The sequence below is a fragment of the Chengkuizengella sp. SCS-71B genome, from assembly GCF_040100845.1.
GTDB lineage: Bacteria > Bacillota > Bacilli > Paenibacillales > KCTC-33759 > Chengkuizengella.
Genome location: NZ_JAZHSH010000001.1, coordinates 1,804,669 through 1,827,335, shown reverse-complemented (window position 1 = coordinate 1,827,335; position 22,667 = coordinate 1,804,669). Strand labels below are relative to the sequence as shown.

Annotated in this window: 22 protein-coding genes; 8 read left to right on the top strand and 14 right to left on the bottom strand. The window is 33.0% G+C overall.

The genetic code is table 11. The features are described 5' to 3' along the window. Nucleotides 1–61: 61 nt before the first annotated feature. From metH to VQL36_RS08990, 6 genes are all read right to left on the bottom strand, one after another. The gene (gene metH / locus VQL36_RS09015) at nucleotides 62–3,502 is read right to left on the bottom strand and encodes a methionine synthase (protein WP_349248988.1); all 3,441 of its coding nucleotides are present in this window, start codon (nucleotides 3,500–3,502) and stop codon (nucleotides 62–64) included. A 691-nt stretch (nucleotides 3,503–4,193) separates the two neighbouring features. Continuing rightward, entirely contained in the window at nucleotides 4,194–5,819 is a 1,626-nt protein-coding gene (locus tag VQL36_RS09010; protein WP_349248987.1) for an ABC-F family ATP-binding cassette domain-containing protein, read from the bottom strand. A gap of 73 nt (nucleotides 5,820–5,892) precedes the next feature. After that, nucleotides 5,893–7,455, bottom strand: coding sequence for a ribosomal protection-like ABC-F family protein (abc-f, locus tag VQL36_RS09005; RefSeq protein ID WP_349248986.1), 1,563 nt, complete (start codon nucleotides 7,453–7,455; stop codon nucleotides 5,893–5,895). Nucleotides 7,456–7,649: 194 nt separating this feature from the next. Then, the gene (locus VQL36_RS09000) at nucleotides 7,650–8,456 is read right to left on the bottom strand and encodes an HAD family hydrolase (RefSeq protein ID WP_349251153.1); all 807 of its coding nucleotides are present in this window, start codon (nucleotides 8,454–8,456) and stop codon (nucleotides 7,650–7,652) included. A gap of 87 nt (nucleotides 8,457–8,543) precedes the next feature. Continuing rightward, complete coding sequence (locus VQL36_RS08995; protein ID WP_349248985.1) at nucleotides 8,544–9,539, bottom strand: aldo/keto reductase; 996 nt, start codon at nucleotides 9,537–9,539, stop codon at nucleotides 8,544–8,546. 187 nt (nucleotides 9,540–9,726) lie between these two features. Further along, nucleotides 9,727–9,897, bottom strand: a complete 171-nt coding sequence (locus VQL36_RS08990) for a DUF896 domain-containing protein (RefSeq protein ID WP_349248984.1) — start codon at nucleotides 9,895–9,897, stop codon at nucleotides 9,727–9,729. A 290-nt stretch (nucleotides 9,898–10,187) separates the two neighbouring features. Here VQL36_RS08990 and pyrH point away from each other — a divergent pair, with 290 nt between their 5' ends. Continuing rightward, a complete protein-coding gene (pyrH, locus tag VQL36_RS08985) occupies nucleotides 10,188–10,919 on the top strand; it encodes a UMP kinase (protein WP_349248983.1) in 732 nt (243 codons plus the stop codon). A gap of 308 nt (nucleotides 10,920–11,227) precedes the next feature. Further along, on the top strand, nucleotides 11,228–11,764 hold the full coding sequence (locus VQL36_RS08980; RefSeq protein ID WP_349248982.1) for a GNAT family N-acetyltransferase: 537 nt from the start codon (nucleotides 11,228–11,230) through the stop codon (nucleotides 11,762–11,764). 354 nt (nucleotides 11,765–12,118) lie between these two features. Here the strand turns inward: VQL36_RS08980 and VQL36_RS08975 are convergent, their stop codons facing one another. After that, on the bottom strand, nucleotides 12,119–13,330 hold the full coding sequence (locus VQL36_RS08975) for a winged helix-turn-helix domain-containing protein (protein ID WP_349248981.1): 1,212 nt from the start codon (nucleotides 13,328–13,330) through the stop codon (nucleotides 12,119–12,121). Nucleotides 13,331–13,404: 74 nt separating this feature from the next. Continuing rightward, on the bottom strand, nucleotides 13,405–13,782 hold the full coding sequence (locus VQL36_RS08970) for a LysM peptidoglycan-binding domain-containing protein (RefSeq protein WP_349248980.1): 378 nt from the start codon (nucleotides 13,780–13,782) through the stop codon (nucleotides 13,405–13,407). Between the two features lie 167 nt (nucleotides 13,783–13,949). Between VQL36_RS08970 and lexA the strand changes: the two genes are divergently transcribed. Both lexA and VQL36_RS08960 read left to right on the top strand, forming a co-directional pair. Next, the gene (gene lexA, locus VQL36_RS08965; protein ID WP_349248979.1) at nucleotides 13,950–14,573 is read left to right on the top strand and encodes a transcriptional repressor LexA; all 624 of its coding nucleotides are present in this window, start codon (nucleotides 13,950–13,952) and stop codon (nucleotides 14,571–14,573) included. A 301-nt stretch (nucleotides 14,574–14,874) separates the two neighbouring features. After that, complete coding sequence (locus tag VQL36_RS08960) at nucleotides 14,875–15,030, top strand: hypothetical protein (RefSeq protein ID WP_349248978.1); 156 nt, start codon at nucleotides 14,875–14,877, stop codon at nucleotides 15,028–15,030. A 171-nt stretch (nucleotides 15,031–15,201) separates the two neighbouring features. Here the strand turns inward: VQL36_RS08960 and VQL36_RS08955 are convergent, their stop codons facing one another. Continuing rightward, a complete protein-coding gene (locus VQL36_RS08955; protein WP_349248977.1) occupies nucleotides 15,202–15,489 on the bottom strand; it encodes a hypothetical protein in 288 nt (95 codons plus the stop codon). A 552-nt stretch (nucleotides 15,490–16,041) separates the two neighbouring features. Between VQL36_RS08955 and VQL36_RS08950 the strand changes: the two genes are divergently transcribed. Continuing rightward, entirely contained in the window at nucleotides 16,042–16,245 is a 204-nt protein-coding gene (locus tag VQL36_RS08950; protein WP_349248976.1) for a hypothetical protein, read from the top strand. A gap of 195 nt (nucleotides 16,246–16,440) precedes the next feature. Here VQL36_RS08950 and VQL36_RS08945 read toward each other — a convergent pair whose 3' ends face one another. The 4 genes from VQL36_RS08945 to VQL36_RS08930 form a co-directional block, all read right to left on the bottom strand. Next, on the bottom strand, nucleotides 16,441–16,905 hold the full coding sequence (locus VQL36_RS08945) for a hypothetical protein (protein ID WP_349248975.1): 465 nt from the start codon (nucleotides 16,903–16,905) through the stop codon (nucleotides 16,441–16,443). Nucleotides 16,906–17,220: 315 nt separating this feature from the next. Further along, nucleotides 17,221–17,685 (bottom strand): hypothetical protein, encoded by a 465-nt coding sequence (locus tag VQL36_RS08940; protein ID WP_349248974.1) that lies wholly within the window; start codon nucleotides 17,683–17,685, stop codon nucleotides 17,221–17,223. Nucleotides 17,686–18,015: 330 nt separating this feature from the next. Then, the gene (locus VQL36_RS08935) at nucleotides 18,016–18,312 is read right to left on the bottom strand and encodes a hypothetical protein (protein WP_349248973.1); all 297 of its coding nucleotides are present in this window, start codon (nucleotides 18,310–18,312) and stop codon (nucleotides 18,016–18,018) included. Between the two features lie 388 nt (nucleotides 18,313–18,700). Then, entirely contained in the window at nucleotides 18,701–19,462 is a 762-nt protein-coding gene (locus VQL36_RS08930) for an SDR family NAD(P)-dependent oxidoreductase (protein WP_349248972.1), read from the bottom strand. A 273-nt stretch (nucleotides 19,463–19,735) separates the two neighbouring features. On the opposite strand from VQL36_RS08930, the gene VQL36_RS08925 reads away from it, so the two are divergent. The 3 genes from VQL36_RS08925 to VQL36_RS08915 all read left to right on the top strand — a co-directional run bounded on the left by VQL36_RS08925 (nucleotide 19,736) and on the right by VQL36_RS08915 (nucleotide 21,830). Next, a complete protein-coding gene (locus VQL36_RS08925; protein ID WP_349248971.1) occupies nucleotides 19,736–20,182 on the top strand; it encodes a hypothetical protein in 447 nt (148 codons plus the stop codon). Nucleotides 20,183–20,571: 389 nt separating this feature from the next. Continuing rightward, nucleotides 20,572–21,069 carry a hypothetical protein gene (locus tag VQL36_RS08920; RefSeq protein WP_349248970.1) on the top strand — a complete coding sequence of 166 codons (498 nt, stop codon included), beginning with the start codon at nucleotides 20,572–20,574 and terminating at the stop codon, nucleotides 21,067–21,069. A gap of 245 nt (nucleotides 21,070–21,314) precedes the next feature. Beyond that, nucleotides 21,315–21,830, top strand: a complete 516-nt coding sequence (locus tag VQL36_RS08915; protein ID WP_349248969.1) for a hypothetical protein — start codon at nucleotides 21,315–21,317, stop codon at nucleotides 21,828–21,830. Between the two features lie 382 nt (nucleotides 21,831–22,212). On the opposite strand, the gene VQL36_RS08910 is transcribed toward VQL36_RS08915, so the two are convergent. Then, on the bottom strand, nucleotides 22,213–22,539 hold the full coding sequence (locus VQL36_RS08910; protein WP_349248968.1) for a nucleoside triphosphate pyrophosphohydrolase: 327 nt from the start codon (nucleotides 22,537–22,539) through the stop codon (nucleotides 22,213–22,215). Nucleotides 22,540–22,667: the final 128 nt, after the last annotated feature.

Here is a 22,667-nt window from a genome sequence, read left to right as displayed (position 1 = left end):
ACTCATATTCAAAGTCTAATCTATTGTTGCTCAACCTAGGAGTTTTTATCCTGATGTATATTCACCCTTTATCTACGCTAAAATATTTTGCTTCAGGATGTGCAAAAACCATCGCAGATACAGAAGCTTCTGGTTCCATCATACAACCATCCGTTAATTCCACCCCTATTTCCTCTGGATTCATTAATTCAAATAAAGGTATTTGATCTTCAAGGTCTGGACATGCTGGATATCCAAATGATACCCGTATCCCTTGATATCTAGCACCGTGCCTCTTTTTCATCGTCATATCAGGTGCATCTGGGAATCCCCATACATCTCTCATCATATGATGTATACGTTCTGCAAATGCTTCAGCAGTTTCTAATGCAACGGCTTGGATGGCATGTGAACGAAGATAGTCACCTTGATTTTTCAACTTCTCTGCTAATTCTCGAATTCCTTTTCCTGCTGTTACTACTAAAAAACCCACGTAATCCATATAACCACTATCTACTGACTTTAGAAAATCAGCTAAACATAAATAAGGTTCTACCTGCTGGCGTGGAAATGAAAAAGTTTTCAATACTTTTGTATGATCATTCGGATCGTATATCAGAATATCATTTCCTTTAGATTGGGCAGGGAAAAATTGATACATCCCATGTGTTTCAATCTTATTTTCATAAATTGCTTCTTTATAAATTTGATCTACAACTTCTTTTAACTCTAAAGCTTTAGAATCATGAGCTTCAATCAATTGATCTACTTTTCCACGTAGACCTAAATGGTGTCCTAATAACATCTGCATATTCACATATGGAATTAAATGATCAAGTGGATAGTTTCTCAAGACATGTCTTTCAGTGTCAGGAGGTGTAAATACAGGAACATCCTGTGAAATATTAGAGTGAACAGCTCTGGTTAGTTTAGGCATATCTTTATTTTTTCTTGAATCCATGACATCTGAATCTTTCAACTCACGCATTTTTTGGATTAAGAGCTCACGTTGTTCTGGATTACTGATTTGATTTGCTAAATCTAATCCATTCATGGCATCTTTGGCATATAAAACTAAACCATCATATTCTGCTCCAATTCTATTTTTCGTAAATTTACGACTCAGTGCCGCTCCACCTACAAGGATTGGCACATCAATTCCTGCATTTTTTAAATCTTGTGCAGTAACTACCATCTGCTGTGCTGATTTAACTAACAAGCCAGAAAGACCAATTGCATCAGGTTTTTCTTTTTTATAAGCTTCAATCAATTGTTCTGGTGGAACCTTTATTCCTAAGTTCACTATTTTATATCCATTATTGGACAAAATAATTTCAACTAGATTTTTACCTATATCATGAACATCACCTTTTACAGTGGCTAATATAATTTTCGCCTTTACAGAGGATTCCGTTGTTTCCATATGAGGTTCTAAGTAACCTACAGATGCCTTCATTGCTTCTGCACTTTGCAAAACTTCCGCTACAATCAACTCATTATTGTTAAATAAACGTCCCACCTCTGCCATACCATCCATTAGTGGTCCATTGATGATTTCTAAAGGCTGATACTTTTCCAAAGCTTCATCTAAATCAACAAATAATCCTTCTTTAGTTCCCTCAATAATATAGGAAGCTAAACGTTCTTCTAAGGTTAAGTTAGATATTTTTTCTTTTTTCTCTACTTTCTTTTCACGATAAAATGCAACAAACTCAGCTAAAGTATCATCATTTGTTTCAAAGATTAAAGCTTCAGCCAAACGTCGTTCATCTTCAGGTATAGAAGCAAATCGTTCTAATTTTTCAGTATTCACAATTGCATAATCTAATCCAGCTTTCGTACAATGATATAAATACACCGCATTAAGTACCTCTCGCCCCGCAGGAGGCAAGCCAAAAGATACGTTGCTTAACCCTAAAATTGTATGGCATTTAGGCATCGCTTCTTTTATAAGTCGAATTCCTTCAACCGTTTCTTTTGCAGAACCTATATATTGTTCATCCCCTGTACCTACTGGAAAGACCAAAGGGTCAAATATAATATCCTCAGGGTTAAGTCCATACTTATTCACCAATAAATCATATGATCTTTTTGCAACCTCCAGCTTCCCTTCCCTAGTAATCGCCTGTCCGTTTTCATCAATTGTTCCTACAACTACTGCTGCACCATATCGATGTATTAGCGGGACAATATTTTCAAACTTTTCTTCCCCATCTTCGAGGTTAATAGAATTGATGATAGCTTTTCCTTGAGAGTACTTCAAAGAGAGTTCAATAACATCTGCACTTGTTGTATCAATAACTAATGGAACTTTCACTTTTTTCACAACGTATTGTAGAAACTTTTCCATGTCATTAACTTCGTCTCGGTCAGGATCTTGCAAACAAATATCTAAAACATGTGCTCCACCTTTAACCTGCGCTCTGGCAATTTCAGAAGCTTCCTCAAATTTGCCTTCTGCTATTAATCTTTTAAATTTTCTAGAGCCCAGTACGTTCGTTCTTTCTCCAACCATATATGGCCTATTATCTGTATCAATATAAACAGTTTCAATACCGGACACCGCAGCTAAATGCTCACCTGTTTGAGGGCGAGGTGTAAATGACTTCATCGTTTCTGATAAAGCTCGAATGTGTTCTGGTGTAGTTCCACAACATCCCCCAGCAATATTTAACCAACCTTTTTCAGCGAAACCCGCCATTTTTTTTGCCAAAGATTCAGGTGATTCGTGATAATGGCCATCTTCATCCGGTAATCCTGCATTAGGATAACAACTAATCGCTGTATCTGCGATCTCCGAAAGACTTCGAATGTGATCTCTCATAAATTCAGGGCCTGTAGCGCAATTTAATCCAATGGATACAGGTTCAAGATGCTCCAAGGATATATAAAATGATTCTATATTTTGACCTGCTAATGTTGTTCCCATCGGTTCAATTGTTCCTGATATCATGACAGGAATTTTTTTATCTAGTTTTTCAAATGCACGCTGAATCCCGATACTAGCCGCTTTCACATTTAAAGTATCCTGGGATGTTTCAAGTAATAAAACATCTACTCCGCCTTCTATAAGTGCTAATGCTTGTTCATGGTAACTCTTTTCTAACTCGTCAAACGTGACCCCACCAGTAACTGATAATGTTTTTGTAGTAGGACCCATCGCTCCAGCTGCATACCTTGGCCATTCATCAGTTGAGTATTTATTAACTGCTTCAACTGCAAGTTTTGCTGCTTCTAGACTCAATTCTCTAGCTCGGTCTTGAAGATCATACTCTGCTAAAACAACACTAGTTGAACCAAAAGTATTCGTTTCAATAATATCTGATCCGGCTTCCAAGTATTTCCCATGGATCTTAGAGATCAGTTCAGGACGAGTTAATACAAGCATCTCATTACAACCGTCCAAATCTTCTCCCCCAAAATCTTCTGGTTTTAAATCTGCTTGTTGAATCATTGTACCCATGGCACCATCTAATATAAGTATTTTCCTTTTTAATTGTTCTTGTATTGATATTTTGCTCATTTTGCTCCACTCCGCTTCAATATATGTGCGTTTGATGTATAAATCATCAAATATCATCCATTGTCATTTTTACATAGTCTATCAAAATTGTCGGAATTGTAAAAGAGGATAAAAATCCATATACGATTTCTTAAATTAAATCAATTATTATAGACGAATTATATCATATTTAAATGTGGATTGTAGTTGATTAAAGAAAAAAACTTTAGAGGAGTAAAGGGAGTTTTAAGAAGTAAAACTTTCTCAATGCAATCTTCGATTTTTCTGATTACTTGCTGGTTAGCTTAATAAAAGTAGATCTACACTAAAATAAGGGAGTTTTTTGGTCTTATTTTTATAATTTTACTCAAAATAAATAATTAACGGTATCTGGTGGTCTTATTCGATCATTTTTCATAACATTTTATATCATTTCATTAAAAATCCATAATTTAAGACCACAAATTACCGTTATTTTGTTATGGAGTTCCAAAAAGCATAGAATAAGACCATGAAATACCGCTATTCCCTATAACAAAAACTGCTATCGGAGTCTCTCGAAGATGTAGCCGAATACTCATTAGCAGTTGTTTTTTTGAGAAGAAAGTATGTATAACAAATTTTATACGGCTCCTATCCTTTAAAAAAGGTGTTTAGAAGTCATACTTTCTTCTAAACACCTTACCTTAAAGAGTTTGTTATAAAGTACAGATTAACCTGTTGTTACGCTGTACATCTTTTCACGTAAACCTTGAACTTCAGAGCTTTCCAAATACTCATCATAACTCATTTGTTTATCTATTAACCCATTAGGTGTAATTTCTACAATACGATTTGCTATAGTTTGAATAAATTGATGGTCATGTGATACAAACAACATAGTACCATCAAATTGAACAAGACCATTATTCAGGGCTGTAATGGATTCTAAGTCAAGATGATTGGTAGGTTCATCTAATATTAAAACATTTGCTGCACTAAGCATCATCTTAGATAACATGCAACGTACCTTCTCTCCCCCAGAAAGAACATTGCATTTTTTCAATGCTTCTTCACCAGAGAATAACATTCTTCCTAAAAACCCGCGAATAAATGATTCATCTTGATCCTTGGAATATTGGCGTAGCCAATCCACTAAATTTAAATCTACATCAAAATATTCCGAGTTATCTTTTGGAAAATAGGCTTGAGAAGTAGTAACTCCCCAAGTATAAGAACCGTCAGTTGGTTCAATTTCACCCATTAATGTTTTAAATAATGTTGTTTTTGGTATTCCATTGGGTCCTACAAAAGCGATTTTATCCCCTTTATTTACAACAAGGTTCATTTTATTTAATATCAAATCACTTTCCTGAGAAACTGTTAGGTCTTCGATAAATAATAACTGTTTGCCAGCTTCTCTTTCAGATTTAAAGTTGATGAATGGATATTTTCGATTCGATGGTTTAATATCTTCTAGTTTTAATTTTTCTAATTGCTTGCTACGGGATGTTGCTTGTTTAGATTTTGAAGCGTTGGCACTAAATCGAGCAATAAATGCTTCTAGTTCTTTTCGTTTTTCTTCTGTCTTTTTATTTTTCTCCTGCATTAGTTTTAAAGCTAATTGGCTTGATTCATACCAAAAATCATAATTACCAACATATAACTCTATTTTCCCAAAATCAATATCTGCGATGTGTGTACACACTTGATTTAAAAAGTGGCGATCATGGGAAACAACAATAACTGTACCATCAAACTTCGCTAAAAAATTTTCTAGCCATTGAATGGACTCTAAATTTAAATGGTTAGTTGGCTCATCCAATAATAAAATGTTGGGATTACCAAACAAAGCTTGCGCTAGTAAGACACGGACTTTATCGTTTCCGCTTAGTTCTGACATTTTTAGATCATGAAGATCTTTAGAAATACCTAGCCCTATCAATAATTCACCTGCATCGGCTTCAGCTTGCCAACCATCCAATTCTGCAAACTCTCCTTCAAGTTCTGCTGCACGCATGCCATCTTCATCTGAAAAATCAGGCTTCGCATAAATAGCATCTTTCTCCACCATGATATTATAAAGTTTACTATGACCCATAATAACGGTTTTTAACACTTCATACTCGTCATATTCATAATGGTTCTGTTTTAAAACAGCAAGTCTTTCTCCTGGAGTAATATTGATTGTACCTTTATTAGCTTCAAGTTCCCCTGATAAAATCTTTAAAAAAGTAGACTTTCCAGCTCCATTAGCACCAATCAAACCATAACAATTTCCTGGAGTAAACTTTATGTTCACATCTTCAAATAAAGCTCGTTTACCATATCGAAGAGATATATTATTTGCTGAAATCATTGTTATTACCCTACCTTCTAAATTTTCATATGAAAAGACTCATTAAATTTTGTAACTACATATATAAGATGAATTATATTTTAAGAGAAGAATTTTGCGCCCATTCCTCCACATTCCAAACCTTCGTAACCCAATCTTCATAAAATTCAGGTTCATGACAAACAAGCACGATCGTTCCTTGATATTCCTTTAAAGCACGTTTCAATTCTTCCTTAGCAACGACATCCAGATGGTTCGTTGGCTCATCAAAAGCAATCCAATTGCTTTCTCTCATTAATAATTTACATAAACGTACTTTAGCTTGTTCTCCACCACTTAATTTATTTAACGGTCTGGAAATATGCTCATTCTTCAAACCGCAACGAGCCAATACACCCCGTACTTCATTCTGGTTCATATTAGGAAACTCATTCCAAACATCATCAATAGGAGTTAGATGACCTGCTTTTGCTTCTTGTTCAAAATAAGCAGGGATAAGAAAATCTCCTTGATGAGTTTTCCCGCCATAAGGTTTAATAAGTCCTAACATTGTTTTTAAAAGAGTGGATTTTCCTACACCGTTACAGCCAACAATGGCAATCTTATCCTTACGTTCTATCAGCATGTTCATTTCAGGTAGTAATGGTCTATCATACCCAATTTGCATTCCTTCAGCTTCAAAAACAATTTTCCCACTTGCCCGTCCTTCTTTAAACACAAAAGTGGGCTTCATTGCAACTTCAGGACGATCTATTCTTTCAAGTCGATTCAATTGTTTTTGTCTACTTTTTGCTCTTCCAGATGTAGAGTACCTTGCTTTATTTCGTTGAATAAAATCCTCTTGTTTTTTAATGAATTCCTGCTGTTTTTCATAAGCATCAATATGTTGGTTTTTATTTAAATCAGCCATTTGTAAAAACTTTTCATAATTAGCAGTATATCTTGTTAGTTTTGTAAATTCCAAATGATAGATCACGCCCACTACTTTATTCATAAACTCCGTATCATGAGAAATGAGCATAAATGCTGATGGATATTCACGTAAATAATTCGTTAACCAATCTATGTGTTCTGTATCCAAATAGTTTGTAGGTTCATCTAATAATAGTACAGTGGGTTGCTCTAACAGTAACTTTGCCAACAAGACTTTTGTCCTCTGTCCACCACTTAATTCAGAAACATCACGATCCAATCCAATGGCGGCTAATCCTAAACCATTTGCCATTTCTTCAACTTTATTATCCAATAAATAAAATCCACTGTTTTCTAAACGATCCTGAATCTCACCCATTTCTTCTAATAGCTGCTCCAATCTTTCTGGTGAAGCCTCAGCCATCTCCCCTGTGATTTCATTCAACTTTCTTTCTTCTTCCAATAAAGGTAAAAAAGCATCTTTAAGCACTTCTCTCATTGTTTTCCCAGGTGTTAATTTTGTATGCTGATCTAAGTATCCATAATTCACCTTAGGTGTCCACTCTACTTTACCTGTATCTTTTAAAACTTGTCCTGTTAATATGTTCATCAATGTAGATTTTCCGACTCCATTTGCTCCTACAAGCCCAACATGTTCACCTGGCAGTAATCTAAATGACACATTTTTAAATAAAACCCGATCTCCAAACGTATGACTTAAATCTTCTACAGTTAAAAGACTCACGATATTCTAACTCCTAACTTAATAAAATTACATCTATATTAAATGTATACGTATCAATAATATCCTAAGCAAACAATTTATTATAACATATATCGATGATGGATAAGTGAATTAAATAAAGAAATACGCCATACAACTAACAGAGTCAGGTGTATGGCGAGGTTTGTTTAATTGATATAAACATCATTAATTGTTTAAGAGGATACTTTAGTATTAATGGATTGGATAATGCCATGCAATTCATTTAATTCTTTAATTTCAAAGTCAGGTTTAATTTCACCTGAAGATTTTATGTTATTACGATTAATCCATACACATCTCATCCCTACGCTAAGAGCACCTTTAATGTCAGTGTTAAGGTTATCTCCTACCATGATCCCTTCATGTGGTTCAATTCCCAAAAGCTTCATTGCATGTTCAAATATAGCAGGTGATGGTTTTCCTTGACCAAAACTACCAGATATCATCACTTGATCCATATATGGCATTAATTTTGGCATAGCAGCTAATTTTTCATTTTGAATATCTGGAGATCCGTTCGTTAATAACATCAGCTTATATTTTTCCTTTAATTTATCTATTGTAGGATATGTCTCATCATATACATAAGATCTTGATCTTCTTTCACTTGGGAATAATTCACTTAGTGTTTGACCTAATTGAAGGTCATCAATTCCCATCACTTTTAATCCTCTTGTCCAAGCTTCTTTACGATACTCAGGTGCTATTTTTTTTAATAGACTGAAATGTTCATTTTCATCGTTAAAATTTCCCCATAAAGCTTCAAAAGGATTGATACCAATATTCTTACTGAATTCAAACGTTTCAAACGTTTCATACAAGGCCCTAGCTTCTTGACGAACAGCCTCCTCTAATTTCACAGGGTCTATACGGTAATGTTGTTCCACTGATTGACAAGTAACCTCAAAAGCTTCTTTTACACAACGTTCATCCCAAAGCAAGGTATCATCTAGATCAAAAATAATGGCTTTAATACTCATGTTCTCACTCATTTCCAGTAAAATATTTAATTTATAATGAATTAAAAATTGCTTTTATTATTCAAGCTAGCTATATATTTAAATGTTTTAAACGTTAAGTGTTCGTTTAAACTTGTTTATAAATCGGTTTGGATATTCATCAGGAAGAGCACTGACCTCATCAAGTTTATTCCATTCCTCTGTGGTTAAATTCCACTCTAACGTTCCCATATTTTCTTCAAATTGATCTAATGTATTTGCACCCAAAATGGGTGAAGTGATGCCCTTTTTATCAAGCAGCCAATTTAAAGCTACTTGTGAAGGAGTTACTCCCCTCTGCTCACCAATTTCCATTACAGTATTGAGTATCTCCCAATTTTTTTCAGTATTTCGATTTTCCCAAGAAGATTCGCCCATTGCTTTATGAAGTCTTCCCTCAGTAGGTTGTACACCTTTAGAATATTTTCCTGATAAAAAACCACTTCCAATTGCAGCCCAAGGCATTACACCAACATTTTCTTCAATACACAAAGGTAAAACTTCTCGATCCATTTCTCTGCTTACAAGACTATATTGAGGCTGAATGGATATATATCTAACAAATTTATTAAAATCACTATAACATAAGGATTTCATTAATTGCCACGCTAAAAAATTGGAACATCCTATGTACCTTACTTTACCAGAACTTACTATGTCATCTAAAGCCCTTAACGTTTCTTCTACAGGTGTGAACTCATCCCATACATGTACTTGGTATAGATCGATATAATCTGTATTTAATCGTTTTAAACTAGCTTCAACACCATCCATAACGTGTTTTCGAGATAATCCTGCACTATTCAAATCTTTGCCTGTCTGGAATCTTACTTTAGTTGCCAACACCACTTCAGAACGTCGATCTTTAATGGCTTTACCAACAATTTCTTCAGATTTTCCTTGTACATATACATCTGCAGTATCTAAAAAATTCCCCCCTCTATCTAAAAAACGGTGTATCATATCAATCGAATCTTTTTCACTCGTTGTATTCCCGAAAGTCATTGTACCTAAACATAATTTGGAAACAGCTAAACCACTTTTCCCGAGTATACGATGTTCCATACTTGTCCTCCTCTGTATAACAATGAATATTTATTCATTTTTTTAACTATTTTATCGCAAACCTGGTGATATGAAAAGAACAAGATCTACAGTCGATCTTGTTCTAACATATAAAAAATTTATGTTACAGAGAATGAGTTACTCTGTTGTAAGTTATATAGTATAGAAATTGAATATTTTTTTTAGTTTATTCATCAACAATTTCTATATTATCTAATTGTGCTCTAAAGTTTTTCCTAAAGGATTTTAAATATTCCTGACGTAACTTTTTCTGTTCTTCAACCTCTTGTGCATTCAAGCCAACTGTTTTCTTCTTTCTAGCTAACTCATTAATTCTGTTGATTTGATCGTTGTTCATAACGTTTAATCCTCCTTATCTACCCCATTACTTTGACATTTCAAAAAAAAATTGTCAAGTAACTTTATTGATCAATGATTATAACAGAAAAAAAGCTTGACCATTCCTTACTATTTATATAAACTAACAAACAGAATATTTTGAATGCAGATGATAGGTGGGGCTGAATATGAGGTTATTTTTATTTAAGAATAAAACAATAATTATCGCTTTTTCTTCTCCATCTTATAAAAAAAGAACTAAAGATTGTTAACGATCTTTAGTTCTTTTTTTATATTATTGAAGGAGTGATGAATTTGTATAAACGAGTATTAGTAAAATTAAGCGGTGGAGCACTTGCAGATCAGAATGGAAATAATTTTGGACCAGATCGTTTAGAACATATAGTTAATGAAATACTAGCTATTTCAGAAAATGGAATTGAAGTATGTATCGTTGTTGGTGGTGGGAACATATTCAGAGGAAATTTGGCTTCTGCATGGGGAATAGATAAAGTAGAAGCAGACAATATTGGTACGCTAGGAACAATAATCAATAGTTTAATGTTAAGAGGTGTATTAAAGAGCAAAACTAAAAAAGAAGTCCGTGTTATGACCTCTATTCCAATTACAGCTGTAGCAGAGCCTTTTATTCGTTTAAAAGCGATTCAACATCTCAAAAAAGGGTATATAGTTATTTTTGGAGGAGGAAATGGACAACCTTTTGTCACTACTGATTATCCAAGTGTGCAACGTGCAGTTGAAACGAATTGTGATGCCATATTAGTTGCTAAGCAAGGCGTAGATGGGGTTTTTACTTGCGACCCGAATCTTAACAAAGAGGCACGAATGTACAGAAACTTAAACTACAACGATATAATTACAAATAATATAAAAGTTATGGATCAATCTGCTTTATTATTAGCAAGAGATCATAAGCTCCCAGTTCATGTATTTAATTTTGATAAACATGAAGCAATGAAAAAAATATGTGAAGGACAGCATATAGGAACTTCAATCAATGAAGACGTTACTAAATTTTAATATATAATGAACATATGTGAATTCATCATAAAAATCCAATTTCTAGGGATTCATTCACCCAGATGTTGGACTTGATCAATTCAATTGTTTCTAATAAGGTGTATCGTTTAATATACTCAAATATAAGATGTTGCAGCATAGTTGAAAATTGTTAATAAGTTAATGTTGTTTAATCGAAAGTGAGAGTGTTAAAATGGCTTTTAAAGAAGAAGAAAAAGAAGTTCTGAGTATACAGACAACAATACCCTAAAACTATAAAATTTAATAAAAAATCAGATTTCTACTTTAAGTATTGGAGGAATGCTAACATGAATACTCATTTCATCAAATTAACTGAACCTAATAAAAACCTTGTAGATGTGTTTAATCGCTGGGCAAACGATCCTACTTTAATCCCGTTGACTCGTCCTAACCAAATCAAGTCAGAATTAGAATATCAGCAAACAATTACTAAAGAAAACTTATTTCAACGATTAGAACATGAACAGATCTACCTAATATATCTGGATGATCAGTTAATCGGCGAAATGAACTACATGGTCGATCCGAGACATCTGTACAAAAAAGAGCCAGGAACTGCCTGGATAGGGATTACGATTGGTGAGCCCGAAGGCCGTGGTAAAGGAATTGGATATGTGGCGATAAAATATTTAGAGGATCAAATTATGAAAAAAGGTCTTAAACGTATTGAATTAGGAGTATTTGAATTTAATGAACAGGCACTGAAACTGTATCAGAAACTGGATTACAAGGAAATTGGGCATGTTAATAATTTCACCTATTGGCAAGGTAAAATGTGGAATGATATCCGCATGGAGAAGTATTTAAGAGTCAACCCAAACTAAATTCACCAGAATTCTTTAGAGCACTTTTTCCAAACTAAAACTAAAGTAATTTGGTATTCAGCAAAATGTCAAGCAGAAAAATCTGGCTGAACTAATATTACGATATGGCGCAATTGCTGAACATACAGGCAAAAAATGATCAAACTTTATAAAAATTGTTCTGGAATAATATATTATGAATCTGTTTTAATCTTTTTAAAAACAGATTCTTTTAAATACGTAAAACCAACGCTATTTGACATATTTTTGATCAAATTTAAGAATAACCTACACCTATACAGCGTCCCTAAGTGTGGGCGGTGTAAAAAATAATCTTTTAATCATCATAGACACTTGAATATTCTATAAGTATAATTATTTTTCATCAACTAACCATCCTAAATTTTTTTCTTCAATTAAATTAGAATCTGCAAGTATTTGTTCTACACCCAAATAACGTATAAATCTCTCAAAACACGTCTTTAAATCAGACTTTAATTGTTCTGAAACCTTAAACCCAGATTCCCACCACCAATTTTTAATCATTAAAACTTTATTCTTTTTATCTTTAACTGGTTCAAACCTTGCTATAAAGCGATCATTATGTAAAATTGGCAGAACATAATAACCATATCTTCGTTCCTCTATAGGTTTATAGACTTCCCAAATATATTCGAAATCAAAAAGTTCCTTAATTAACTTTCGATCCCATATCAGATTATCTAGTGGCGCGATAATTGAAGCATGATTTTGACCATCATGTTTTGTTAAAAAGCTTTCGTCTGATTTTTTCATGTAAAATTTATTGGATATTCCCTGTATTGTTACTTCAATTAATTTCCCAGCTTCAATTAATCGTTGTATGGACTTTTTACGATCAGAGCTCTTAATTTCTCTAATCCCTAACCATGCATCCCCTGATCTATCCCACAACAGACCAATCGCTCCTATACGTCTTAGTACATACCAGTCTACATATTGCTCAAACGTTTTATTCGGGTCTTTCTTTATTAACAGTTTTTTCGGCAGATTTCGATCTGTAACATCGTATATTTTACGTGTTCTATCCTTATCATAAATAATTAAATCTCCTGCAAAATATAAACTTTCTAAGGCAGCTCTTGATAATCGAGTAGGTGCCCACGACCAATCAACAATTTGATTATATGATAAATCTTTCGAAGATAATGGTCCCTTTTCTTTAACTAGGCTTAACACATCCTGACTAATTGCTTGCACTTCATTTATCCTCTTTAATTGTTCTCTCTTCTTAGCTCTGAATCTTGAAAAATAAGGCCAGTCCTCCGTAAGATAAATGGACATGTTTTTATCCCATCCATCTAATAATACCCTTTCCTTGTATAACAACTCATGAAGCATACTAGTACTATAATTACGAATTCTTGATTGCAACACTAATTCTTGGTTAAAACCCACCACATTCAGTGGATCAAATTGTATGCAACCGACTCGTTGAATTAAATCGATGATTCCTTGTTTGCCCAGAAATTGATTTGAAGGTCTCAACCCTTGATATGAAATCAGAAAATGGCGTGCTTTTGCTTTTGATAATGATATTTTGTCCACAGTGAACTCCTTTTTAGATCATAATCTACTATACTAGCTATTATTGACACAATACTTCATGTCAAGTACGCCATCTATAATTCTCCAGTAGGAATCAATAAAGCTTGTCCTATAATAATATTACTATTTTCTAGATGATTTTTATTTTTAATTTTAGAAATAAAATATCGGATGTCCATCTCTCTAGGTACATAACACTTAGCAATACTCCATAGTGTATCTCCAGGTTTTACATAAATTTGTATGAATTGTTCTTCTTGCTGTTGAACCGTTTCCGTATTCTCGGATGCAAAAACATTCAAGATGGCTCCAAACATCAAACCAATTGTTACAATAACAGTTGTTATTAAAATAAAAAATACTTTTTTTCTTAATATAATTGATTTATTTTGAGCTCTTAACTGCACTGCTTTTTTTGTATCTATGGCATTACTCGTATAAATTAAATGCACATTAACTACCTCCCAAACATTTGTTCTAAACAAAGATTATCACGAACATTTGTTTGTGTCAATACTTTTTTCGAACTTATGTTTGTGCGAAATAACGTTCTGTGTTATAATACCAGCATAATACATAGATCGTTTAGTAAGGTGAAATAAATGGGGAGGGAATTAGATTGAACAAGTTATCTACCAGGCAACAATCCATATTGGAATTTATTAAAGAAGAGGTGCAAAAAAAAGGCTACCCTCCATCCGTTCGTGAAATAGGAGAAGCAGTAGGTTTAGCATCAAGTTCCACAGTACATGGCCATCTGGAAAGATTAGAAAAAAAGGGGTTTATTCGTAGAGACCCTACAAAACCACGTGCAATCGAAATATTAGATGAGGAAAGTCCTACTCCTACTATCGCTACCTCATCCATAGCACAAGTACCTTTAATAGGAAAAGTTACAGCTGGTCTTCCAATTCTTGCTACAGAAAATATAGAGGAGTACTTTCCACTTCCAAATCATTATGTTGGGGACTACAATGTTTTCATGCTTCAGATTGTTGGAGAAAGCATGATTGAGGCTGGAATTCACGATGGAGATTACGTCATCGTAAGACAACAGCAATCCGCAAATAATGGTGAAATTGTAGTAGCCATGACTGAAGATAATGAAGCAACTGTCAAGAGATTTTTTAAAGAATCAAATCACTTTAGACTACAGCCTGAAAATTCAACCATGAAGCCGATTATACTCAATGAAGTCAGTATATTAGGTAAAGTAGTGGGGTTGTTTAGAGACATTAGTTAATAAGAAACTGACCTACTTGTAATCTAAAATTTTTCAGAACGCACAAAAATAATGAAACTTCTTCCAATAACGGAGGAAGTTTTTTTATCGCTTTGAATAGATCATCATTTTTAAATCAAAATTTAATAAAGGCGTTCACACATTTTAACTAATATTGGTAAAAAAGTATAATCAAATTTAATTTTGCTTCATACATTATTAAAGTGCAAAAATTTTACATTTTATTTACAGAAAAAAAATATTTTTGCGCTATGGTTTAATTATCAAATAGAAAAATAATAAAACATGTAGGAGTGAGACAATGGATTTATTTGGGTATGGGGATTATAAATTTTCTAACATTAAAGAGAAAACTAGACATCGTTTATACGAAGAATTTGAAAAGTTAGAAAGTAAGAAATCATTATCTCCAAAAGAAACAGATTTATTTAATAGCAATTATAAGAAATATCGTTAATTTTAGCAGTCACCGAATTTAACCTATTAATAAGACCATCATATCCCATCAGGAGAAAACCTTGGCAAATGCTGAGGTTTTCTTCTTTTCATTACAAAAAAACACTGGAGTCGGTGCAGAACAACTTATCTCATTCCTACTTTTTTGTACTCTGAGTATACGTTAAAATATTCAATAAATAATTGTTATATCCACAACTTGCCACGAAGCTAAATTTTGAATTCTTATAAAAAAATCTCCATCAAATCTTCGCCTATAATTAAAATCAAAATATTTTTCTCCAGTAGTAAGTATTTCTTGAACTTTTTCACTGCCGTCCCATAATTGTAAACGAACAAATGGTTTAGATGTAATATAAACTCTATTAATTGAATCAATAAGAGGAACATCGTAATACGCACGTTGGTTTAAACTGGGACTATAAGAAACTCCTTCTGCCATTACTAACTTTTTTAACATGCCATAAATCCTCCTAAAAAAATGTAATATTAATTTACTTGTTATCATAGTAATATATTTTTTAAATTTCATAATTTTTCAATATAACCAATTTAACCCCAATAATCACATTAAAAGATAGTTATACTCGTATTTCTAAGTGTAAATATACAAATATGTATATTTACTTTTTTTAGTCCCACTACAAAACTAATTTAATGACTTGTTATGGAACATAGAATATATAGACTGCCAAAGCTGTGGGAGTCTTAACTTGCTGCATCTGTTGGAAGCAGTTTGTTTTGTAGCAGCTGGTGGGTGTTGATGTAGGTATTATAACCATTATCAACACTCAATGATTATAAAATCCGCATTTGTCTGTGTCAACATGTTATATGATTTTATATGATGAAATAAGTAATAAATGATGATGTAAGTAATACTTCAACAATCGCATACATTATGACGTACTTTATTCACAAAGGACAATATTATTATTTACTAAATCACACGCTTATTTTCATCATCCATTAGTTTATATGTAATTAAAAAATTATAATAAGGAGGAAAAATATGAGTGAACGTAAGATTGATAGAATCGCTTATATACAAGCTTTAGGAGATGATGTAAAGATTGTAACAGGAGACAAGTTTATATGTGTTCCCAAAAATACTATAATGGCACATCCCTTCAATACAAACTGGCATGTTGAAGGAGATGCAGTATTGTATACTGTTCACGGTCCTATCCATCTAAGAGGAGAAGTAGATAACTAGTAACCTTAAAATACTCCCCTTCAAGAAAAACAGAATTTTTTTTAAACCTGTCTACCTTTAGGGGAGCATAAAATCTAATTTAATACCAGGTGCAAAACATCTCTGAATATTTCAATATAGGGGTAGAACAACATCTCCATCAAGCTCAGGAAAAGAAATTCCCTAGAATGAAAAAATGTAAATTTTGTTAAAGAATTAAAGAGAAGTAAATCGTTGTCTAGTTACTTTTCCCCAGTAAGAATCTACATAAACATCTTCATCAAATTCCCAAGAAGAAAATTCTCCAATTACCTTCCTCCAAAATGTAGTTGCATATTCTGCACCCTCTATTTGTTTAACTTGCCATTTACCCTTAAAAATAGAAAATAAATGATGTGCAAACTTTCTTCCAAGGTCTTTTTTTCGACAAGAAGGAATCACATAAAATTCGCACACTTCAAAAAAATCTTCTATTGATTTTCTAACTGCGGCTAAGCCAATTGGGATCTCTTTTTCATAAAGTAAAAATCCTTCTATATTATCTCCTAAAGTTGTATCCAGTTTAAACACTCCATCAGAATCAGGTAACTTTTCAGTAAGAGCAGAGAATTCACCTTCATAACTTTGACATAAATTAAGATATATATGCTTATTACTAGAATCTACTGAAACAATATTCATATTAAAATCATCTCCTAGTTGAATCAACTAATTCCTTGCTTCTTTACTTATATAATTTTGCTTAACTTCGCTTTTCTATTTTAAAAGAATAATGGTTTTCTGGTTTATTTTCATATTTAGATCCATACTTAAGACTAATAAAAAAAGAAAATCAGTATGTTAAGTCATTATTTCGATTCTTATTTAGAGTACTCCAGCGAGTTCAAAAGTGCAATGATTACCAATAAGATAAATAGTATGGCAACAACAAAAAAAGCGCCATATTAGCACCCTTCTTGTTAAAGTTTAAATAAAATTTTATTTTTCAACTGTAATCTATAATGTAAATACAGAAGCTTTTAGACTTCTAGAGCCTACAAAGATAGCAATACTTGCTCCACCAATCACATTTGTACAAGCTAGCTCATACGTGTTGGTTCCAAAACTTGGGTTATTATCCACTATAGGAAATCTTGGGAGATTTGTATTTTTTAAAAGATCATCCGGTTCTGCATAATCGATTTCGTCATTGATCGTTGCAATCACATCTCCATTGCGTAGGAGATCATATGTTACTTCAAAAGTTGAAAGCGTATTGAACCCAAAATCATCTACAGCAATTTGAATCATAGAATCCAATAATATTTGTGTTTTCTGTGGTTGTTTAACACATACATCGACGGTAAGAACAACTAAAGAGGTACCATCATCAGGAAGTCGTATCACCTCTGGATGGATAAAACCATATGGATCTAATTCAAACTCCTGAACAACGACAAAGGGATCATTATTTAACCCCATCAGAATCCCTCCCTGTTTATTTTCCCTCAGCCTATTTTATGTAACATCTCATGCATTTGCTTGGATTAATATCCCTAGACATAAGTACAAAAATACAAGAAACATTAACTGCTCCTTGACTCGAGATTTTTTTGACATTTCCTTTTATTCGAATCAATAATCATTTTCTCCATTTGTAAAATAAATAGCATAGAAGAAATAACACTTTAAATTTAGCTTCAACTTCCCAACAAAAAAGACGCATATGTGCGCCCTCTCTGTTAATCTTTAATAATTAAATTTTATTAAGACAGGAAAATTAAAAGTTGTATAGATCACAACAACTCCTATTTATTTCACCCATGGTCCCCCATGTATACATATATAATGTTCATTTAATAATCCCGAATATGTTACATAATATTGTCCATCTCTCAAATCCCAACTTTTCCTTTGAATGGTTCCGCACCACACATCACCATACCAATCTTCTTCACAATAACCAATCTCATAAGGCGCATCTCTTAAATTTTCGTAAACTTTAATTGTGGAAGTATTAAACGGTCTATCTATTGCTGCATATACCGATGTAACAAATACAGACATCATAAGCGCCATTGTAAGTAATGTAACTAATGTTTTTTTCATAAAAATAACCTCCATATTTTTATGTAATTCATAATAGATAATACACTATGAACTCTATAAATAAAAAAACTATTCATCCTCATATTTATCAATATAAATGGATTTATTCCATTTATCTTCCATAATTAATGTATTTTATACATTTATATACATATATGTATATTATATTTGAGTATAGTATGATAGAGCATCTAAATGGTAGTAGATTGTAAGAGATTCAAATCACTTAAATCAAAATGAACAAGAAGTCATTTCTTCATCATCAAAAAGGATTTTTAAAGAAAGAAGCGACTCTTCATTAAGTCGCTCTCTAATTTCTACATTTTTTGCTTTTGTTGGATATGCTAGAGGTGGGAACTAATTATTTTAACTCCTGTTAATTGTGCGGTTATCGATTATTAGCGGAATAATAATTAAACATAGGGTCTTTTAATTCAAAATCAAAAGTTAATCCATTCACAATTCCTACAACCTTATCACTATCATAAAGATCAAGCATAAATCCTGCCATTTCTTTTGCTGTATGATATTTAGGCATAGCAGTTTTGTACTCAAATTCTTCAATATCTCTAGCACGTTTTGCAAACTCAGTTTCAGTAGCAGCTGGAGCCAATACTTTTGCCTTCATTTTTGCATTTTGTTCATTTAATTCATGTGCAAGCCCTTCTGTAAATGTACTTACATAAAATTTAGTAGCACTATAAGTTATCGCATTTGAAACGACAGTATAACCTCCAACAGATGAAACATTAATTAATTGTGAACCATCTACATGTGAATAGTCGCGTACAAAAAGAGAAGATAGTAATGTTAATGCCTCAACATTCAATTGCAACATTTTTTCTATTTTTTCTAAATTTTGATCAGCAACTAAATCATAATCACCAAACCCTGCATTATTGATCCATGTTTCAATTTTGAATTCTTTAAGACTTTCATACAACTTGTAAACATTCTCTTTTATGGATAAGTCAGTAGCTCGAATGATTACATCTAGATTTGGGTTCATTTTCTTGATGTCAGATTTTAATTCCTCTAACTTTTCTTGTCTGCGAGCTACAATAATTAAGTTTTTCTCTCTAGATGCAAAAGCTAGTGCAGATTCATAGCCAATACCTGAGCTAGCGCCGGTTATTACTGTATACTTCATATAAACTCCTCCAAATTTCAATTGTTTTAAAGTAATAATAGGTATAGTTAAATTATTACCATCCCCCCCCTTCCTTTAGACTTATTTGTACAGTGTTTTTTCATAGCAGATTATTAATTACAATCTATTCCTTTAAGGCACATAAATATAGGTTTAGATAAACACCTCAAAAAGGATATGCAAGAGCACAAATTTTGTTAATAGGTACACGTCCAATCATATCAACTTTAACATGCATATATTATTAAAATTATAAACAAAGGACGTGATTTTATGGGTGTATTTGATAAGTCAAGATGTGACTGCTGTGTCTGCCCGATGCAATGTGTTTTGGAACAGGTAGTAGGGGAGACATTATCTTCTTTAGGTACTTTTACCAATATCTTAACTAACGTTACAATAGATGAGGTTACAGACTTTATAGCATTTACATCAGAAGGAAGAATTCCAATATGTCAAATTACATTTATACGCCTAGTACCTACTATACAACTTAAATTGAAACCAATTCGTAAAAATAATGGAGAATGTGCTTGTTGTGAAGACCCAACAACTAATTTGTTAAATACCCTTAAAGGGAAAAGTATTGCAGTTACACCACTTACACCATTGGGTTTTACTCTAACTGGACCTGTTTTTGATGTAGGTGAAGGAATTGTAAATTTAAATAATTTGTTCTATATATCCACATGTTCAATAATAAGAATCTCCCCTGCTTAAAGCTATTTCCCCACCAGCTACTTCTTCTTAGTCGAATCTTCCTACTGGTGTATCCGTCGCAGTATATCTTATTCTTGAAGCTAAGAGTATGATGACTAATATATTAGCAGCACCTGTAGCAGAACCACTGTGTCCGCTTCTATATTAATCCCTTCTCCTAATAGGTTGTAATGTCAACATCACTTTCTCATGAATGATCCAGATATTAGTTTATTTTCATGTTGATTCATTTCATCACTTTTATGTTTGTCCTTACTATATTTGGGATGAGGTGTTAGGAGGATATACGCAATAGCACAATTTTTGTTATTACTTTCATACGTCCAGTCAAAACATCATTTTAACTCATACAATACATCAACTAAAATAATAAAAATGGAGGTAAAATCATGGGACAATTTGACAGAACGATCTGTGATTGCTGTGTATGTCCAATGCAATGTGTAATTAAACAATTAGTAGGTCAAACTGATGTTCTAATTTCTACTCCTGTGAGTCAAGAAGCTAATGTTACGATCAATTCTGTTGAGAATTTCATAGCAGACACCGATGCTGGAATTTATTCAATATGTAATGTCACAGCAGTTTCAAGTGCTACATTAGGCACTAGTACTACTTTAAAACCAGTTCGACAAGATAAAAAAGGAGCGTGCAGCTGTTGTGAGAATCCAGCTACTAATGAATTAAATAAACTAGTTAATCAAAATGTTGCAATTGAATTTATAACACAAGTACCTGGAAACGTGTTTCAAATCCCTCTTGAAGGAACTATTCTTAAAGTTGGAGAAGGTATCGTTATTTTAAATCCGGCCTGTGGACAAAATGTTGGTAATCCAATTGCTATATCAACTTGTCAAATTACAAGAATTGAAATATCATCCACATAGTAATACTAGCAAACAAAAAGCTCCTTCCGCTAATTTAGTGAAAGGAGCTTTTTATTTTTCGTCTAGGTGAACCAATAGGCACTTCGACAAATCCATTTGTGATTGTTGTACTTTCATTTTATTACAGCAGATAACAAAATGACACTGACAAATGCGGATTTTTTATATACTCAGACATATAACCAATCGTTACATTCATTCGGTTCATACAATAACTCATCAAATAAAAAAAGGAGGTGAGTCTTATGGGACATTTCGACAGGTCAGTCTGTAACTGTTGCGTTTGTCCGATGCAATGTGCTTTAGAACAGTTGGAAAATGCAGGAATAGAGATCAATGCTATCATCACAACATTGGGTACTGTACTCCCCACTGTGCCTGGTGGAACTTTTACTCTAACAGAAATTAAGGATTTCATTGCAACGACGAGTGAGCAAATAGAGATCGCAATATGTCAAATCATCGCTGTCGGTTTTCTAACTCTCCCAGAGGATTTTAAATTAAAACCCGTTCGAAAGGACGTCGTTGGAGAATGCGCATGTTGTGAAGATCCAATGACGAATTTATTACAATCTAAGATTGGACAGCAAATATCTATACCTTCTGCTGGAGGCGGGGGTATTTTATCAGCATGTGTAGTAGATGTTGGTGAAGGAATTGTTTTATTGAAAGATATTATAATGGGAGGCGGCGTACCACCAACACCTTTTACCATAACTTCTACATGTTTATTGGACGCTATAGGACCTCCAATGACATAATACCACTCAACTGAAAGGTAAACTTTCCCCATCTTATTCCCCACCAGCTGCAGCCTATCTAAGCCAGTGGGGTTTATACAGCTAATCCCATGACAATATCCACTAGAATAGCTTATTTTTGCTTGGACGAGTATCCTAGAGCAAGCACACATAGTTTAAAACCTCACTACATTAAATAGTGAGGTTTCCGTATAAGAAGTAGATAGTCAAATCTTCAGTTGTTTGGAATTGAGCTTAAAACAAAGATTGCAGCTGCTAAAATAATAAGGTTATCCGTAGAGAAATTTTACGATCTCCTAAAACATAAAAAATACGCCTATTGACGTTGTGGTGATCCATCTGTATTTAAAGGAGTGCTGTAAGTTCTTCTTCTACAAAAAAATTAGTCATCTTGTACATCTATTAAAAATATTTTTTCTTTAAATCCTCCTCGTTTTCTTACTTTCTCTTTTCTTGTGTTCTCAAGCACATCTAATGGAACACCATGCTCATTTGCTAAGGTATATATAACCTCTAACATATCAGCTAATTCTTCTATTGCATGTTCATTTGTATTTGTATTAAGATATTCATCTAATTCTTCTTTCAATTTCAAACGTAATTCTGTAAAATATTCATTTTTATTCAATACCCTTATTTGAAATTGCTTCTCATTGTTGCTAATTATATTTGGTATATGATCTCGAACTAACTTATTATATACTGGCATTCTAAAGTCTCCTTTGATGATTTCAATGACTAGATCTTAATTAGACTAGTGTCTGATATCTACATCTTATCACACATATGTTCGTATTTTGAACAGGTTTTTTTCATTTCTGAGGTAGTGTATAATCA

Excerpts from the sequence above, each read along its gene's own strand:
- metH (WP_349248988.1), bottom strand. The coding sequence starts at position 3,502 with ATGAGCAAAATATCAATACAAGAACAATTAAAAAGGAAAATACTTATA.
- VQL36_RS09010 (WP_349248987.1), bottom strand. The coding sequence starts at position 5,819 with ATGATTTCAGCAAATAATATATCTCTTCGATATGGTAAACGAGCTTTA.
- VQL36_RS09000 (WP_349251153.1), bottom strand. The coding sequence starts at position 8,456 with ATGAGTATTAAAGCCATTATTTTTGATCTAGATGATACCTTGCTTTGG.
- VQL36_RS08995 (WP_349248985.1), bottom strand. The coding sequence starts at position 9,539 with ATGGAACATCGTATACTCGGGAAAAGTGGTTTAGCTGTTTCCAAATTA.
- VQL36_RS08990 (WP_349248984.1), bottom strand. The coding sequence starts at position 9,897 with ATGAACAACGATCAAATCAACAGAATTAATGAGTTAGCTAGAAAGAAG.
- pyrH (WP_349248983.1), top strand. The coding sequence starts at position 10,188 with ATGAATTTGTATAAACGAGTATTAGTAAAATTAAGCGGTGGAGCACTT.
- VQL36_RS08980 (WP_349248982.1), top strand. The coding sequence starts at position 11,228 with ATGAATACTCATTTCATCAAATTAACTGAACCTAATAAAAACCTTGTA.
- VQL36_RS08960 (WP_349248978.1), top strand. The coding sequence starts at position 14,875 with ATGGATTTATTTGGGTATGGGGATTATAAATTTTCTAACATTAAAGAG.
- VQL36_RS08955 (WP_349248977.1), bottom strand. The coding sequence starts at position 15,489 with ATGTTAAAAAAGTTAGTAATGGCAGAAGGAGTTTCTTATAGTCCCAGT.
- VQL36_RS08950 (WP_349248976.1), top strand. The coding sequence starts at position 16,042 with ATGAGTGAACGTAAGATTGATAGAATCGCTTATATACAAGCTTTAGGA.
- VQL36_RS08945 (WP_349248975.1), bottom strand. The coding sequence starts at position 16,905 with ATGAATATTGTTTCAGTAGATTCTAGTAATAAGCATATATATCTTAAT.
- VQL36_RS08940 (WP_349248974.1), bottom strand. The coding sequence starts at position 17,685 with ATGGGGTTAAATAATGATCCCTTTGTCGTTGTTCAGGAGTTTGAATTA.
- VQL36_RS08935 (WP_349248973.1), bottom strand. The coding sequence starts at position 18,312 with ATGAAAAAAACATTAGTTACATTACTTACAATGGCGCTTATGATGTCT.
- VQL36_RS08930 (WP_349248972.1), bottom strand. The coding sequence starts at position 19,462 with ATGAAGTATACAGTAATAACCGGCGCTAGCTCAGGTATTGGCTATGAA.
- VQL36_RS08925 (WP_349248971.1), top strand. The coding sequence starts at position 19,736 with ATGGGTGTATTTGATAAGTCAAGATGTGACTGCTGTGTCTGCCCGATG.
- VQL36_RS08920 (WP_349248970.1), top strand. The coding sequence starts at position 20,572 with ATGGGACAATTTGACAGAACGATCTGTGATTGCTGTGTATGTCCAATG.
- VQL36_RS08915 (WP_349248969.1), top strand. The coding sequence starts at position 21,315 with ATGGGACATTTCGACAGGTCAGTCTGTAACTGTTGCGTTTGTCCGATG.
- VQL36_RS08910 (WP_349248968.1), bottom strand. The coding sequence starts at position 22,539 with ATGCCAGTATATAATAAGTTAGTTCGAGATCATATACCAAATATAATT.